Genomic DNA, 14,492 nt, shown 5'->3' with positions numbered 1-14,492 from the left:
ACAGCAGGAGTTCACCCGCAACCACCAAGCCCGCTACCGCGATGGGCTCAACCTCGCGGCTTGATCAACAACACCCCGATTGGATCTGCACCCAACTGGTTTCACTCACCAACGACCACGGTTATCCCGTCGAAAATCGTACCGACCATCAGGCCTCTTCTGGCCCCACCAACACGTCCAGAACCTGCACACAGCAACTTGACAGACATCCCATGAGCTGGCGTGTCAAACAGCAAGTGCATGGGCCGGGCGGGACCAGGCGGTTACCTCGTCCCACGACTGCCTGTACTCGACCCGGCGGTCGTTCTCGTGTAGATCGAGCGGGGCTCGCCAGCCGGCGGTCTTCCGGTCGGGTCAGTGGCTTGTCGGAGCCGTGGCCTAAAGTGCAGCCTCTGACAGACTGACGGCCGGAGAGGGGTCGGGCGATGGCCGAGGCGTGGGACCGGCTGCGGGCGATCATGGGCGAGCCGGTGTACACCCCGGCGCGGGTGCCGTGGGAGCTGGCACCGGCGGAGCTCGGGGTCCAGCTGCCGTCGGACTATCGGGCGTTCGTCGACTTGTACGGTGCGGTGAACCTGAACGGCGAGTGGGGCGTGCGGTCACCGACGAAGCACTCTCACGTAGCCGGCTCTCCGGGCGGCCTGGCGGGGTGGCGCTTCGAGACCGACACCGAGTTCCGGGAGCAGGTCGAGGGTGAGGACGAGTTCTGGGACCAGGAGCACACCCCCGTGTTCCCGGACCCGGGCGGGCTGCTGCCCTGGGGCATGAACAGCAACCACAACTACTGCTGCTGGCTGACCACCGGCCCGGACCCGGAGCAGTGGCCGGTGGCCGTCTTCTGCGATTTCAACGACGGCGCGCTCGACCGTTTCGACGGCGGCTTCGCGGAGTTCGTGGCCACCGTACTCACCGGCGGCTACGCCCATGAGGATGAGTTGCTGGTGCGCCCGGACCCGGAAGAGTGGGGACCTCAACCGGCCCGACCACTCTGGACACCTGCCTACGACTGGACCGGCAAGGACTGGGGCGCAGAGTGGGGCATCACCTGGTACCGACCCACCGGGTCGACGGAGATGCCCTGGACCAGGTAACGACGATCCGGGTACACCACCGTTGACTGTGCCGAGGCTGCCTCAACTCGTGCGCGACAGGAGGAACGGCCCCACCCGTGAGCTGGAGTGTCAAGCGGCGAGGGCGTGGGCTTGGTGGGGCCAGGCGGTCGCCTCGTCGTACGGTGTACCGGCTTTCAGGCAGCCGTGCAGGATGCCGACGAGTCGGTTGGCGAGTTGGCGCAGGGCGGCGTTGAATTCGATGCCGCGGGCGCGTTGCTTCTCGTAGTAGGCCCTGGCGCCAGCGGAGACCCGCAGTGCGGAGAAGGCTTGGGCGATCAGGGCGTCGATGAGCCGGCCGTTGCGGACGTGCCGGGCGGTCACGACCTTCTTCCTGCCGGAGGCCCGGGTAATCGGGCTGGTGCCGGCGTAGTTCTTGCGGGCCTTGGCGCTGGCGTAGCGGTGAGGGTCGTCGCCAAATTCTGCGAGCACCCGGGCGCTGAGCATTGCTCCCAGTCCGGGCTGGGACCGGATGATCTCAGCGTTGGGGTGCCGGCCCAAGTAGTCCTCGACCTGCCCGTGCAGGAAGTCGACCTGCTCGTTCAAGGTGACCAGCAGCGCGACCAGAGCGCGCACCGAGTCGGCATAGGCCGCGGTCACCGCGGCGGGCTGACCCAGGTGCTTGGCGCGCAGCGACTGGGCCGCCCACCACGACCACCAGCAGTGACCGCCGACCTCGGCGGCCGGGAAGGAGAGCAGTGTGAGCCGCGAGCTCGACGAGGGCCTGGAGCGTGCCGAGCGCACCCGCCCGATCCCGCAGTCCGTCCAGGCCCGGATGCGCTTCCTGCTCAAGGGCGCCAAGGGCTCCACCAAACGGCTCGCCGCAGATCTCGGCGTCTCCCAGCGCACCGTGCAGCGCTGGCTCAAGGACCAGGGCACCCCAAAGCCGACCGCCGCCAAGGCCATCGAGACCAAGGTCCGCGCCACCTGGCAGCCCCGGGTGAAGCAGCGCGTACGCAAGGCGGCCGAGACGAACGGCTTCATGCTGCACATCAGCGGCACGTTCGGCTACACCGCCGCCGGCGGCTCCACCGACGACCCCCGCCCGCGCGTCATCACCCAGAAAATGCCCGGCGACGTCGCCCGCCGCCTGTACGAGGCCCGGGACGCTGGAGCCACCCAGGCCCAGCAGGAGCGGATCCTCGCCGAGGCGCTGCGCGAGCACTACTTCCAGGACCGCGGGCACCGTGCCCGGGGTCTCGACGTCGAGCTGAACGACATCGCGTGGATGGACGTCGAGCTGTAGAACCACCCCGATGACGCTCCCGCGCCGGCTCCGTCCCGCTGCGCCCGGCACGCCCGCCGATGACCCTCAGCGGTGCCGCGTGACCAGGACCGCTCCACTGCCCGCCCGCCGACCGCTACCGTCGAACCTGCGGCCCGCCACCATGGCGGCCGCCCGCACCGAGGAGGACCAGGTGACCACCCAGCCCGACCACCAGGACGCGGCCGTTCCCAGGCCGGCCACCCTGCACGAGCTGCGCACCGCGCTCTCCCGGTACGGCCTGCCCGGCGACCGCGAGGCCTTCGAGCAGGCCCTGGCCGCTGCCCTCGACTCCTCCCCGATCGGCGACCTGGCCGCCGTCGCCGAGGTCATCGCCACCTACCGCCACCGCCTGACCCTGCGCACCGACGAGAACGCCATGGCCTCCCTCGCCGCGCCGATCGGCGGCCAGCAGTGGACCCCGGCCGCCGATGTCTTCGCCCGGCTTCGCGCCGCCGGCGGCGACCGGTGACCGATCAGCCCGAACAGCAGCCGGCCCCGCTGCACGTCTTCCTCTCCGACGCTGCAGAGCACGCCCTCGCCGCGCTGCGCCCCGGCGAGCTGGACGCGGTCGAGAAGCTCGTCGAGCGCCTCACGGTGTTCCCCCGTCTCGGTATCCCGGTGCCCGGCGGCACCGACCCCGAGGTCGACGACTACACCGCCCGCACCGACCCGGCCTCCGACTCCGGCGACCGCATCAGCGTCGTGTACAGATTCCATCCCGGCATGTCCGCGATCTTCGTGACCTGGGTGATCGCCGGACCTTGACCCCGCATCAGCACCCCGGAGATGGCCGGGCCCCTCACGCTCGTCGACGGACGCTGTTGGTTAATTTCGGGGTCCTGATCATTTCGCCCCGCCGAGCCGGGGGCACCAGCCCGGCGGGGCGAAGTGCTGCAAAGTGGCTGGTGCGGGTGCCGGCTCAGGGGTTTCGGTGAGGTAGGCGTCGATGCGGGCGAGGTTGATCGCGGCGGCGGTGAGATGGTGCTGGAGGCTGGTCTTCGCGAGGCCTTGGTAGCGGGATCTGCGAAACAGAACCCCCAGCTCATCCCGAATCCGAATCGCCGGACTTCCGTTCGGGAACGCCGCCCGCGCCACCCTGACCGTCCCCGTCGGAACCTCGCCCGGCCCACCCGCACGCATCGACACCACACACCCCACAACGACCAACGTCGGTCTCCGAGACAAGTCCCGGAGACCGACGTCACTCACCACAGCCGATCACTTACATTCGCCAACAGCGCCCGGGGAGCAAAGGACCGCCGGCGGGAGGGTTCGACGAGAGACAGAACCCGACGTACAGGCCAACTGGCCATTTGCTGTCGGGAAAACCGGGCCCGGGTTGTTCGGGACAGGTAATCTGCTGGCGAATGGGTGCCCAACTGCCCTTGTGGACAGGTCAGATGCTGCTGATGGGGGGGAAGCGCATGGCCGGTCGCTGGAGGCGATTACCTGAGGGGCTGTCCGCGGAGGAGCGGGAGCTCGTCGAGGTGCTCCGGGGGATGAAGGACCGCAGCGGGCTGAGTCTGGTCGAGCTGGCAACGAGGACGCTTCACAGCAAGTCCTCGTGGCAGCGGTGGCTCAACGGCGAACGTCTGGTGACCGAGGAGGCGTTTCGTCGGCTGGCGGAGGTGTCGGGCACGGACCTGGAGCCGGTGCTGCCGGTGTTCGCCGCCGCGATGTCCCAGGGAGCGGGTGATACGGGCGATGCGGACGAAGTAGCTGCTACGGACGAAGCAGCTGACGCGGACGACGGGGAGGGCCCTGGCGGACTGGCGGGCGGGTCGCTCGGTAGAACTGGCAAATGGCGCCAACTCCGCTATCTGGCACTGATGATGGTGATCGTCGCGGCCGCGGCCGTCCTGGGGTTCGCACTGTGGTCCGGCCGCTCGTCGGAGGCGGCGCAGGCCGGTTCGACGGCGGTCCCCACAGCTACGACCACGCCGCCGGCCACTGCGGCCTCGGCCGCCGCCGGTGGCTGCCTGGGGGTTTCCTGCACCGGGCTCGATCCGAAGGCCACCGGCTGCGGTGACGACGCTGTCACGCTGATCACCGCGAACGTCCAGCGGATGACCATCCATGTGCGCTACAGCGCGCACTGCCGGGCCGCCTGGGCCAAGCTCACCAGCGCCACTCCCGGCGACTCCGCCTCGATCACCACCGCGCGGGGCGGCCACCAGACGGCCCTGGTGCACTGGGGGTATGACGCGTACTCGCCGATGGTCGACGCCTCTGCCTCCGATGCCGGCCTGCAGGTGTGCGGCGAGCAGTCGGCGGGCCGGGGATGCACCCAGGTGATCACCGATCCGGCGACCGCGCCGGTGGCGCCGGAGCTGCTCACCGCGCCGCCCTCGGGCCCCGGCGCCACCGCCAGCACGGCGGGCCCGGAACACTGAGCCCAGGCGGGGCGGCCCCGTTGATCCTGACGCCCCGCCCGGGAGTTGCTCAGCTGCGCGTCGGCGTCAGCACGCGTAGCTCGGGTTCACCGTCCAGTAGTCCAGCTTCGACCAGGTCTGCGACCCGACGAGGCGGTCCTGCGCGATGCCCACGCAGCCCTGGAAGTTGTAGACGGCGTCCGACGTGGCCTGGCCGAAGATGCCGTCCACGACCAGCGGGGTGAAGAGGCTGGGGTTGAGCGAGTAGTTCAGCTCACACTGCAGCTGCTTCACCGCGGTACCGGTGTCGCCCCGGCTCAGGAACGGCTCGGAGTTGGTGTAGTTGCACACGCTGCTGGCCTGGTCGGGCGAGGCGGTGGTGGCGGCGGCGCTGCCGGCCGTCCCGATGGCCGTGGCCAGCACGAGGCCGGCTCCCGCGAGACCGAGCACGATGCGGTTCTTGCGCATGACGCTTCCCTCCTGGTTCGCCGCACGCCCCTGACGGCGTGTGGTCGTCGGGTGTCCCGGGAACGAGCGCCCCGGACAGCCGCCACTCTGCCGCCGCCCGAAGGGGTCCCACAGCAGTGGGACGAGGGCGGGGACGACCCGGGGAATGTCCCACGGACTGGCCTGACCGGGCGCGTTCGGCAGCGCAGCTCAGCCGCAGGACCGCGGCCGTGGGGCGGCGGGGGCGTCCCCGCCCGTACGCACACCACCGAGCCCGACCGATCAACTGCTGTCTCCATCGGCAGGGCGAACTGACTGCCATCGCCTGACTGTTCCAGGTCACCTGCTGTCTCGAGTAGTCGGCAGCGAGAAAGGCACCCAGCGGTACGTCACGCTCTTCGGCGCCGTCAGCGCCATCGTCCTCGCGACGGTTGCCGTGATGGCCGTGACCCACCACGAGACGTCCGCCTTCATGTGGATCCGCGGCGCGATCCTGCTCGCGGTCCCCCTGATCCACCGCATGACCAGCCGCGCCGCCGAGGGCTCCTATCAGGCCTTCGACCGGGCCCGCACCCCTCCACCATCGCGCCGATCGCCATCATCGGCGTTTCCCCCCAGCTCGGCGGGGCGAAGTGATCAGGACCCCGAAATTAACCAACAGCGTCCGCTCGTCGACGTGAGGGGCCCGGCCATCAGCGTACGGGGAGAACAGCGCAGGTCGGCTTCGGGCCGATTCTCCGTGAACACCCCATGCCGCCCCACCCGCGCCCCTAGGCTGCCGACCGGCTGCACATCCACCACCGCGTACCCAGGAGAGTGCCGATGACCGCTGCCCAGGAGACCGTCGACCCGAAGATGCTGCGCCAGCTGGAGGACGCCGCCGGTGACTACCTCGCCGACGTCGCCGAGCTGCTCCTGACGGCCGGCTACCCCATCGGCAACGTGCTGCTCGGCATGAAGGAGGCGGCCTGGACCGAGCCCCTTCCCAAGAACATCGACAACTACCTGCCCGAAGGCGTGATGCACTTCCCCGACGACGTCGCCCGCCGGTTCAACTTCAACGGGCAGCGCGTCAGCGACCTCGGCCTGTGGTGGTCCTATCTGACCGGCTGGCAGATCTCGGCGGGCCTTGACCGGACCACCGTGGTGAACCGGTGGATGGGTTCGGGCCTGACCCCCGACCCCAAGGCCGTGGCCGCGTTCTTCAACGAGGCGGTCACCGACCTCGCTTCGGCCGGTCACGGCGAACACCGCCTCTACCGCAACCCCGGCACCGACCTCCCTGGCCTCCTCGCCCGCCTCCGCGACGTCGCCGGGATCGAGCGCCGCCAAGGCCTGCATCGCATCGACCGGTTGCGGTTCCTGGCCACCTGGAACCACGCCACCGGCGCCATCCTCACAGACGACACCCCCGCCCGGATCACCGTCACCGGCGGCGAGCTCCGGGCGCTCCAGTACCTCGTCGACTTCTACGTCGCCCACGGGCTCGAGGAAGACGCCGTCCGCGACTTCGCCCGCACCCTGGTCCAGGACCTCCAAGCACGAGCCGCCGCGAACAGCCCCGCGGTGCCCCTGCGCGCCCACGCCCGCCACTACGCCAAGAAGCACAGCTGACCCGTGGATATCGGGCTCCCCCTGACGCCCAGGCCCTCGCAGCCGGCATGGCCAACATTGGCCGTCCCCGTGCTTCCCCGGTAGCCGCTCTCCCCTTCGCTCTTCCCAAGCCAGGCCCGGCGCGCCACCTGCCTTGCCGGACCACCGGGTACGGGCGGCAACCAGGCCACCATCGCGGACCACCGGACCGGGCCTGGCTGGGCGCGGCGCGCTCCGCCCCCGCACCCGTGGCCAGCGCCAAGGGCTGCGCTGGACCAGCCCCTGCCGCCTGCCCTGCGCCGCCGGTCCGCCGTCAGGGCCGTGGCCGGCCCCGCCGTCGGCCCGTCACCGCACCGGCCGGACCGTGGACGGTCCGGCACTGGGCAGTTGCCCCCGGAGAAGGTGGCCGATGCCCGTGCTGGGCTGGCCACCAGCCGAACCATCGTGCACTAAGCGCAGGGGGTTGCCCATCACTGAGCGAGTGCAGAGGTCACCCTCCATTGGACGAACACCGTGCTGTCCACCTTGATGACCTGGGCAAGGCGCCAGGACGAGTGACCACTGATGCCGAGGCACTAGCAGCAGCGTTCACGTCGGCCAGAGCCAAACCGAGTCCCGTCCAGGCGGCGACACATACGCGACGGCCAGGCAGTGACAGGTGCAACGTCAGCGGGCACGCGAGCGTTCTTTTATAAGAGACACCCGGTCAAAAGTGGGCCCTGACCTGCTGTTTTGTGAATGTCAGTGTCTGGTCCTACCGGACACTGCGGTGGCTGATGTGGCATATGGGCGCAGACATTAGCAGGGAGAAGTTGCGAATGGCTCGAAGTTTTCCACAGGGTCCCCGCTGATCCTTGCGAGGGCTAGTCGACTCGAAGTGTTCCCAGTCCGGGACACTCCGGGCCCTACTGTCCCCGATCGGGGACAGATTCTTGCGGATGCCTCGAAGGTTCCTTGCGGTAGCCCTCAACTTTCATGTCCGGGCTGGAGTACGGGAAGGCAGGCGGAGTCGAGTCCCCGAAACTTCGAAGTAACCGCAAGAATCGGGTGCCTGGAAATGCCGCTCGCCCCGTCGCCATCTCGATCGTCGACAGCTGATGTCGCATCCCGCGAACAGAACTTGCGACTCGCCGCATGAAAAGTTCGAGACAACCGCAAGTTCCTGTACTGTCGTGCCGACCAACCCGTCCATGGAGGCACGCGTGCGCGCAGAACGACGGACCGATCTCACCGGGGCAACACCCAAGAACCGGCCCGTCCGCCCCGCATCCGAACCCGAACTCGTCAGCATGCTCGACCGGTTCGGTGAGCAACTGGCCATGGACATCGCCTCCCAGCCGGTGGCGCCGTCCGTCGAAGAGGTCACCGTCAAGTTCCGGCCCCGGCGGGCGGCGCACGACATGGCTGGCTCCATGGGCTATTCCCTGACCAGCAACTGGTTCTTGGCCAAGGTGCTGGCGAGGTGCATCGTCGCGCACCGGCTCAGCCCGGTCGAGGTAGCCGTGCTTCTACACATGATGGGCTCTCAAAACCGAGGACAACTCCAGCAGACGCAGGTGGAGATGGCCGCCGAGCTGGGTGTCGCGCGCAGCAGCGTGAACAGTGCGATCGGCCGGCTGTGTGAGCTCAACTACATCCGCCGCCACAAGAAGCGCGGCCTCTACGATGTGAACCCGAGGCTCTGTTTCCGCGGCAACGGAGACGAGCAGAACGGCGTGCTCGCGCTGGTCCGGGCCGAAAAGTTGGCCAGTGAGTTCCCAGATACCATCGGGCCCGACGACTTCGCCCACGAGAGCTGAGGAGAATCCCATGGAGATCACCCCTTCCGGCGTGCTCGGCATGATCCCCCGGCTCAAGCTGACGCCGACCGCAATCGCCGTCCTCGGCATCATGTCCGAGCTGCAGTCGCCCGGCGGCGAGGTCAACTACAGCCAGGTCGAGATGGCCGAGCGCCTCGGCCTGCTCGAGTCTGCCGTCAGCCGCGGCATGAAGTGCCTCGTCAACCGCAACCTCGTCATCCGCAGCGGCGACGGCCGTGGACACAGCTACCGCCTGCACCCCTTCATCGCGAAGTACACCTCCGAGACCGAGATGGAGACAGCGCTGCGCGCCGCCGCCGTTGAGATCCGAGAAGGCAGGCTGCCGGACATCGCCGCGCCGCTCTACCGAAAGCAGCCGCCACGAGCTTCTGGCCGGCCGAACCTGGTGGCCGTCTGAGGACACCAATTGGCGCCGAGGCTTCCGCCCGGCCCGCTGACAGGCCCGCCTCGGCGGGCCTCAGCGCTATTTTCGCAGGTCAGAGCACTAGCGTCTGAATGCAAAGAACGCGCTGCACTGGAGATTCAAATCGCAGTGGCCCGCGCCGCCCGCGAAGGCGTACCCGCTCATCCTGATCCCCGCATACCAGGCCGCCCCACCCAAAGCGATGGAGAAGATCCGCCTCCCACGTACCGCTCGGGCCGGCGCCCGGTGCACATGGGCGGCTGGTGCGCGCCCGCCCCGGCCGGACAGCCGACGGCCGCCGTCCCGGTCGTGGAGCGTCCCGCCCCGCAGGCTCCGGCCGAGTCGGCTGCTTCGGTCGCTTCGGTCGCTGCGCCCCGTCAGGCGGCCCCCGCGACCGGCCCGGCTGCTGCGCCGCGTCGTACCGGGTCGTCGCGTCCGGCGGCCCGGCACATGGAGGCCGGCGGAGTCGTCTCCGCCGACGAGTAACCGCGCCCCGTGCGGCCCGCCGACACCCGGTCGGCGGGCCGCCCCCTTACTCGAGTTCGCCCCGGTCGGGGCGAGGGAAGGATCTGATGCCTCATGAGCCGGGAGATCGACGAGGGCCTGGAGCGTGCCGAGCGCACCCGCCCCATCCCGGTGCACCTGAACACCCGGGTCAAGTTCCTGTGGGAGAAGGTCGCCAAAAACGACACCAAGCGCCTCGCCCAGGCTGCCGGCGTCTCGGTGCGCACTGCCCAGCGCTGGGCCCACGCCCTGACCGCCCTCGCCGAAGGCGAGCTGACCGGCGACATCCCCATGACCAAGGCCAACGCGGCCAAGGTCGAACGAGCGGTACGGGCGGCCTGGCAGCCGCGGGTGAGGAAGCGGGTGCGCCGCGACGCCGAGCAGCGCGGCTTCATGCTCCACATCCAGGCGACCTTCGGCTACAGCGCGGCCGGCGGCTCCACCGACGACCCCCGCCCCCGGATGATCACCCAGAAGATGCCCGGCTCGGTCGCCAGGCGGCTGTACGAGGCCCGCGACGCCGGAGCCACCCAGGCCCAGCAGGAAGCGATCCTCGCCGAGGCCCTACGCGACGAGTACTTCAAGGACGGCGGCCGCCGCGCCCGCGGCCTCGACGTCGAGCTCAACGACGTCGCCTGGATGGACATCGAGCTGTAGAACCACCCCCGGCAGCCTCCGTGTCGCCGAAAGAGAGCCAGTCCCGGCCGCCGAAAAGGCGGCCGAGGCTTTTCCTTTTGAGCAGGGACATCGATCGACTTGCCGACCACGCCCCCGTCCCGATCGGCAGACGCCTTCGTCGCAACGCGGACCTTCTCCGCGCCACCGCCGACACCCACGATGCCACCGCCCAACCCACCGAGGCTCTCACATGAACGAGCAGCACCAAGACGAACGCGCCCGTATCCGGGAAGCCATCGACCGGATCCTGAGCGACCGGGCCACCGTCTCCGACGGCAGCCTCACCGTCGTCGCCCTGGCCGCCGAAGCCGGTGTCCACCGCATGGCCCTGCTCAAGCGGCACGCGGACCTGAAGAACGAGTTCTACGAGCGTGTCCGGACCGAGACGACACAGACCCCGGAGGCCGAGAAGCGGCTTCGGAAGACCGTCACCGAACTGAAGAAGCGGGTTGCTGACCTGACCGAGGAGAACAACGTTCTGAAGAACCAGGTCACGAACCTCGCGCTCGCGAGCGCGGTCCTGGCCGATCGGTTGCGCGAGGCCGAGGAGACGGTCTTGCTCCCGGACAACGTCGTGCGCTTCCCCAAGGGGTGACCGACCCGGCGCGACCGGTGGAGCTGGGCTCGCCCGTGCACACAGCTCGCCGAGCAGACTGCGGGGGACCGGCTTGAGCGGTCTGCACCGGTCAGCTCGGCGACGCCGCAAGCCCATCTGCGGGCGCTGCGGGACTGGGTGGTCCATGGTGCGAGGTCGGGGGTGCGGCGATCGTCGATGCCGCCGCACGCTCGGTTGAGTTGCGGCAGGAGGAGCCGCCACGCTGGTGGCTCCTCCGGTGCTGGCGCAAGCCTCGGCCTTCGGCCGGTCAGCCAGCGCTGATGATCTCGCCGCAGACAATAGTTCCGTTGAGCGTGAGTGTCTGGTTGACGTCGTAGGAGGCGACCAGCTCGGTGCCGGTCAGTGTGACCGTCCAGCTGTCGCCGCTCTTCGTGGCCTTGATGCCCGTCGCGTTGGATTTCCCGTAGCCGCCTTCGTGGGCGGCGGTGCTGACCGGCATCATCCAACCGGTGCCCGAGTAGACGCCGGCGATGTTCGGGCCGACGGCGTTCTGGTCCGACGGTGCCTGGAAGGACGTCAGTTCGCCGTTGACGACGGTGCAGGTGCTGTCGGCGGCCTTGATGGAACCGGACTCCGCACCGCTGATGGTCACGTCGGCGCTGCCCTTGCCGGTTTTCGCCGGCGGGTTGGTGACGGTGCCCTCTGCTGCGGACGATGCCGCGCCGGTCGTCGCCGTGCCCGGGGACGTCGAGACCCCGGCCCCAGGTCCGGCGGCGCTCTTCGCGGTGCCCGACGATCCGCAGCCGGCGAGGGCTATCAGCATCGCGCCGGCCATGAGCCCGGTGACGGCGCGTCGCTGGTGGAGTCCGGTCCGTGCCATGTTCTTGCCCCTCATCTCTCTTGTGAATAACCGGTGATCATTTCGCCGAGTATGGCAGGCGGCTGTCCAGTCGCGGGATGGAGGCCGGATGGCGGGCTGGGGTCGGTCAGGCGGAGCAGATGCCCCGCGTGTAGTCGAAGGTCGCGGTCGCCTGGGAGTACTGCCACTCGGGTGCGAGCAGGTTCGCATCCAGCTGGGCGGCGGCTGTCGGGTTCTCGACGATGTAGCCGAAGTCCTGTAGCCAGACGTCTACCTCGGTACCGTCACCGCAGCAGCCCTCGTCATATGGCTCCGCACATGATCGACCGGACAGTCCCTAATACTCCAGTGTGACTTCGCGATCTACGCGCTGGAGGGGGCGGAGAGCCGCTGCCGGTAATGGCTGCGACGTGCCGAAGCTTGGTGGCTTCTGCGCCAGTTCGACCAGTGCAGGAGTGCGTTCAGGGCTGTGATCGGCGGGCTGAACAGTGCGCCGATCAGGCGGCGGATCTCCGGGACGGTCAGGTCGACCCGCTTCGGGCCGGGCGGTTCGGATCCGCACGTCTGGTCGGCCTCGCGTCGTCGACTGCCGCGGCAAGGAACGCGTCGCGTCGGTGCGGCGTTGCTCCGTTGGCTGTTATGCGTGGCGCCTATGTCACACCAGTGCCGCGCCGCCGTCTATCGCGAGCGTGGTGCCGGTGACGTAGGCGTTGGCCAAGACGAAGAGATAGGCCGCCGCGGCTTCCTCGGCAGTGCCGACACGCCGCGTGAGCAGCTCGGACCCGGCGCCCTGGAGGAAAGCCTCCGGGTCCGGGACACTGCCGTCCCACAGCTCGGTGCGGATCACACCGGGCTGGATCACGTTGACGCGCAGAGGGGCGAGTTCGACGGCGAGTGCCCGGGACAGGGCCTCGATGCCGCCGGTAATACCTGCCGTAAGCGCGGTTCCGGACAGGGGGCGGATCGCGAGGACGCCGGAGCTGAAAGTGATCGAGCCGCCGTCGCGCAGTCGCGGTGCAGCGTACCTGGCGGAGAGGAACGCGCCCCAGAACCGGCGCTCGAAGACGGCCCTGGCCTCCTGCGGGGTGGTGTCGACCAACGGCTTGATCAGCAGAGATTCGCCCGCGGTGTAGACGAGGTGGTCGAACTCCCCGACCTGCTCGAAGAACGCGGCGATGGCGTTGCCGTCGGCGACGTCCAGGCGGCGGCCTTCAGCCGGCTCGCCCAACCGCTTCGTCGCGGCGTCCACGCGGTCCTGATTGCTGGAGGCGACCACGACGTCCGCGCCAGCCGCCGCGGCCTGTTGGGCTACCGCGAAGCCGATGCCGGAGGTTCCACCGATGATCACGATCTTCTTGCCAGCCAGAGACATGGGATCCATTCCTTCGTCGATGCAGTGCCGGGGTTCGGCAACCGCCATGGCAAGAACGTACGCCTCCACATCGAGACGGTGAATGACTTAAGGTCTCGATTCCCTGTCATATCGTCTCGCCATACGGGCACTAGAGTGGCGCTATGGACATCCTGAGCGACACCCTCGAAGTCCTGCGCACGGGACGCCCGATGGTGACTCGCACCGACGCGCACGCCCCGTGGGCCCTGAAGTTCCAGCCCATCTCAGGAGCCGGATTCCACGTGGTTGTGGAAGGGCACTGCCACCTGCTGCCACCGCACGGCCAACCGCTCGCGCTCGGACCCGGCGACATCGTGTTCCTGCAGCGCGGCAGCGGACACACCCTGTGCGACGTGCCGGACCGCGATCCGGTGGACTTCGTACCGGAGCGCGTGGACCGTTCCTCGCCGATCGGCCAGGTCACCGTGGACGGACCTGGGCCGCACACGGTGCTGGTGTGCGGCGCGTACGCGATCGACGTTGATCGCCCGCATCCGCTGTTCAGCGATCTGCCGGAGGTCATCCACCTCCCCGCGGTTCCCGGCCGCCACTCGGTGCTGCGCTCGGCGGTCGATCAGCTGTGCGCCGAGTTCCACGCGCCGCAGCCGGGCTCGGATGCGGTCGTCACGGCGCTCATCGATCTGCTGCTGCTGTACATCCTCCGGTCGTGGTACGCCGAACTACCGAAGGAACGGACCCGGGGTTGGGCGGCCGCGCTGACCGACCCGGCAGTCGCCCCGGCCCTGAATGCGATCCACGGCGATCCCGGCCATCCCTGGACCGTGGAGTCTCTGGGCACCCGCGCCGGGCTGTCCCGCGCGGCGTTCGCCCGCCGCTTCGCCTCGGTGGTCGGCGAGCCGCCGTTGACCTACCTGACCAACTGGCGGATGGCTACCGCGGCGCGGTTGCTGCACCAATCGCCGAGCCCGCTGAGCACAATCGCGCAGCATACGGGGTACACGTCGGAGTTCGCCTTCGCCAAAGCTTTCAAACGACACTTCGGATCGCCGCCGGGGGCCTACCGCAAGCAGGCCAAGACGGCAGGCGACGAACCACGCGGATACAGCTGACGGTGAGGGCCAGGACATCACCGCTGCGGATTGGGCAGCGGTGGTCGCTGCCGATCCCGGTCTCACGGTGGCCCCGATGTGGTGGAGCACTGGGCGGATCGTGTCCAAGAACCCAGCGATGCGGTGATCGCGACGATGCAGCCTCGCTCAGTTCCACGGCCCAGGCGTCGAAGGGCAAGGCGTAGTGAAACTGGACGGCGTAGTGACGGCCTGCGTGTTCTCTCAGCTCTGCTGGCATGCCCGCAGGCTGCCACAGCCGCCCGTCCGGAGGCGCGCCGATATCCGGAGCCGTGACTGGCGACTCGACCAGCGGTTACGGGACAGCCCTTAGTGGTCCGTTCCGGAAGTCCTTCGGGGGTTGATCAGGCTGCCAGGGCGACGGAGGATTCTTGGTGTCGGCCGGCGGGTGCGTGCCGGTCGA

General features: G+C 69.1%; 15 protein-coding genes and 1 pseudogene. 11 read left to right on the top strand and 5 right to left on the bottom strand.

Going from position 1 to position 14,492, the window contains the following annotated elements; all coding sequences use genetic code 11:
- Positions 1–425 precede the first annotated feature (425 nt).
- Complete coding sequence (locus ABZW30_RS44465) at positions 426–1,091, top strand: SMI1/KNR4 family protein (RefSeq protein ID WP_355677037.1); 666 nt, start codon at positions 426–428, stop codon at positions 1,089–1,091.
- 90 nt (positions 1,092–1,181) lie between these two features.
- On the opposite strand, the gene ABZW30_RS44460 is transcribed toward ABZW30_RS44465, so the two are convergent.
- Positions 1,182–1,853 (bottom strand): transposase, encoded by a 672-nt coding sequence (locus ABZW30_RS44460; RefSeq protein WP_355677036.1) that lies wholly within the window; start codon positions 1,851–1,853, stop codon positions 1,182–1,184.
- Between ABZW30_RS44460 and ABZW30_RS44455 the strand changes: the two genes are divergently transcribed.
- The 3 genes from ABZW30_RS44455 to ABZW30_RS44445 all read left to right on the top strand — a co-directional run bounded on the left by ABZW30_RS44455 (position 1,810) and on the right by ABZW30_RS44445 (position 3,141).
- Complete coding sequence (locus ABZW30_RS44455; RefSeq protein ID WP_355677035.1) at positions 1,810–2,355, top strand: helix-turn-helix domain-containing protein; 546 nt, start codon at positions 1,810–1,812, stop codon at positions 2,353–2,355. The two genes, ABZW30_RS44460 and ABZW30_RS44455, sit on opposite strands and share 44 nt — an antisense overlap.
- 79 nt (positions 2,356–2,434) lie before the next feature.
- The gene (locus ABZW30_RS44450) at positions 2,435–2,845 is read left to right on the top strand and encodes a hypothetical protein (protein ID WP_355677034.1); all 411 of its coding nucleotides are present in this window, start codon (positions 2,435–2,437) and stop codon (positions 2,843–2,845) included.
- The gene (locus tag ABZW30_RS44445) at positions 2,842–3,141 is read left to right on the top strand and encodes a hypothetical protein (protein ID WP_355677033.1); all 300 of its coding nucleotides are present in this window, start codon (positions 2,842–2,844) and stop codon (positions 3,139–3,141) included. Before ABZW30_RS44450 ends, ABZW30_RS44445 begins: the two co-directional genes overlap by 4 nt.
- 34 nt (positions 3,142–3,175) lie before the next feature.
- Here ABZW30_RS44445 and ABZW30_RS44440 read toward each other — a convergent pair.
- A pseudogene (locus ABZW30_RS44440) lies at positions 3,176–3,402 on the bottom strand (hypothetical protein); the annotation flags it as partial.
- Positions 3,403–3,800: 398 nt separating this feature from the next.
- On the opposite strand from ABZW30_RS44440, the gene ABZW30_RS44435 reads away from it, so the two are divergent.
- Positions 3,801–4,769, top strand: a complete 969-nt coding sequence (locus ABZW30_RS44435; protein WP_355677032.1) for a DUF2690 domain-containing protein — start codon at positions 3,801–3,803, stop codon at positions 4,767–4,769.
- A 66-nt stretch (positions 4,770–4,835) separates the two neighbouring features.
- On the opposite strand, the gene ABZW30_RS44430 is transcribed toward ABZW30_RS44435, so the two are convergent.
- Positions 4,836–5,216, bottom strand: coding sequence for a peptidoglycan-binding protein (locus tag ABZW30_RS44430; RefSeq protein WP_355677031.1), 381 nt, complete (start codon positions 5,214–5,216; stop codon positions 4,836–4,838).
- Between the two features lie 801 nt (positions 5,217–6,017).
- Here ABZW30_RS44430 and ABZW30_RS44425 point away from each other — a divergent pair.
- The 5 genes from ABZW30_RS44425 to ABZW30_RS44405 all read left to right on the top strand — a co-directional run bounded on the left by ABZW30_RS44425 (position 6,018) and on the right by ABZW30_RS44405 (position 10,788).
- The gene (locus tag ABZW30_RS44425) at positions 6,018–6,809 is read left to right on the top strand and encodes a hypothetical protein (protein WP_355677030.1); all 792 of its coding nucleotides are present in this window, start codon (positions 6,018–6,020) and stop codon (positions 6,807–6,809) included.
- A 1,181-nt stretch (positions 6,810–7,990) separates the two neighbouring features.
- Entirely contained in the window at positions 7,991–8,587 is a 597-nt protein-coding gene (locus ABZW30_RS44420; protein ID WP_355677029.1) for a MarR family transcriptional regulator, read from the top strand.
- A gap of 10 nt (positions 8,588–8,597) precedes the next feature.
- On the top strand, positions 8,598–9,005 hold the full coding sequence (locus ABZW30_RS44415) for a hypothetical protein (protein WP_355677028.1): 408 nt from the start codon (positions 8,598–8,600) through the stop codon (positions 9,003–9,005).
- Between the two features lie 585 nt (positions 9,006–9,590).
- Positions 9,591–10,172 (top strand): XRE family transcriptional regulator, encoded by a 582-nt coding sequence (locus ABZW30_RS44410; protein ID WP_355677027.1) that lies wholly within the window; start codon positions 9,591–9,593, stop codon positions 10,170–10,172.
- A 211-nt stretch (positions 10,173–10,383) separates the two neighbouring features.
- The gene (locus tag ABZW30_RS44405; RefSeq protein WP_355677026.1) at positions 10,384–10,788 is read left to right on the top strand and encodes a hypothetical protein; all 405 of its coding nucleotides are present in this window, start codon (positions 10,384–10,386) and stop codon (positions 10,786–10,788) included.
- Between the two features lie 268 nt (positions 10,789–11,056).
- Here the strand turns inward: ABZW30_RS44405 and ABZW30_RS44400 are convergent, their stop codons facing one another.
- On the bottom strand, positions 11,057–11,584 hold the full coding sequence (locus ABZW30_RS44400) for a hypothetical protein (protein WP_355677025.1): 528 nt from the start codon (positions 11,582–11,584) through the stop codon (positions 11,057–11,059).
- A gap of 679 nt (positions 11,585–12,263) precedes the next feature.
- On the bottom strand, positions 12,264–13,028 hold the full coding sequence (locus tag ABZW30_RS44395) for an SDR family oxidoreductase (RefSeq protein ID WP_355677024.1): 765 nt from the start codon (positions 13,026–13,028) through the stop codon (positions 12,264–12,266).
- Positions 13,029–13,123: 95 nt separating this feature from the next.
- On the opposite strand from ABZW30_RS44395, the gene ABZW30_RS44390 reads away from it, so the two are divergent.
- Complete coding sequence (locus tag ABZW30_RS44390; RefSeq protein WP_355677023.1) at positions 13,124–14,071, top strand: AraC family transcriptional regulator; 948 nt, start codon at positions 13,124–13,126, stop codon at positions 14,069–14,071.
- The last annotated feature ends 421 nt before the right edge of the window (positions 14,072–14,492 follow it).

The organism is Kitasatospora sp. NPDC004669 (genome assembly GCF_040609455.1).
Classification (GTDB): domain Bacteria; phylum Actinomycetota; class Actinomycetes; order Streptomycetales; family Streptomycetaceae; genus Kitasatospora.
The sequence above is the reverse complement of the archived record's forward strand: the minus strand, read 5'-3'. Positions and strand labels throughout refer to the sequence as shown.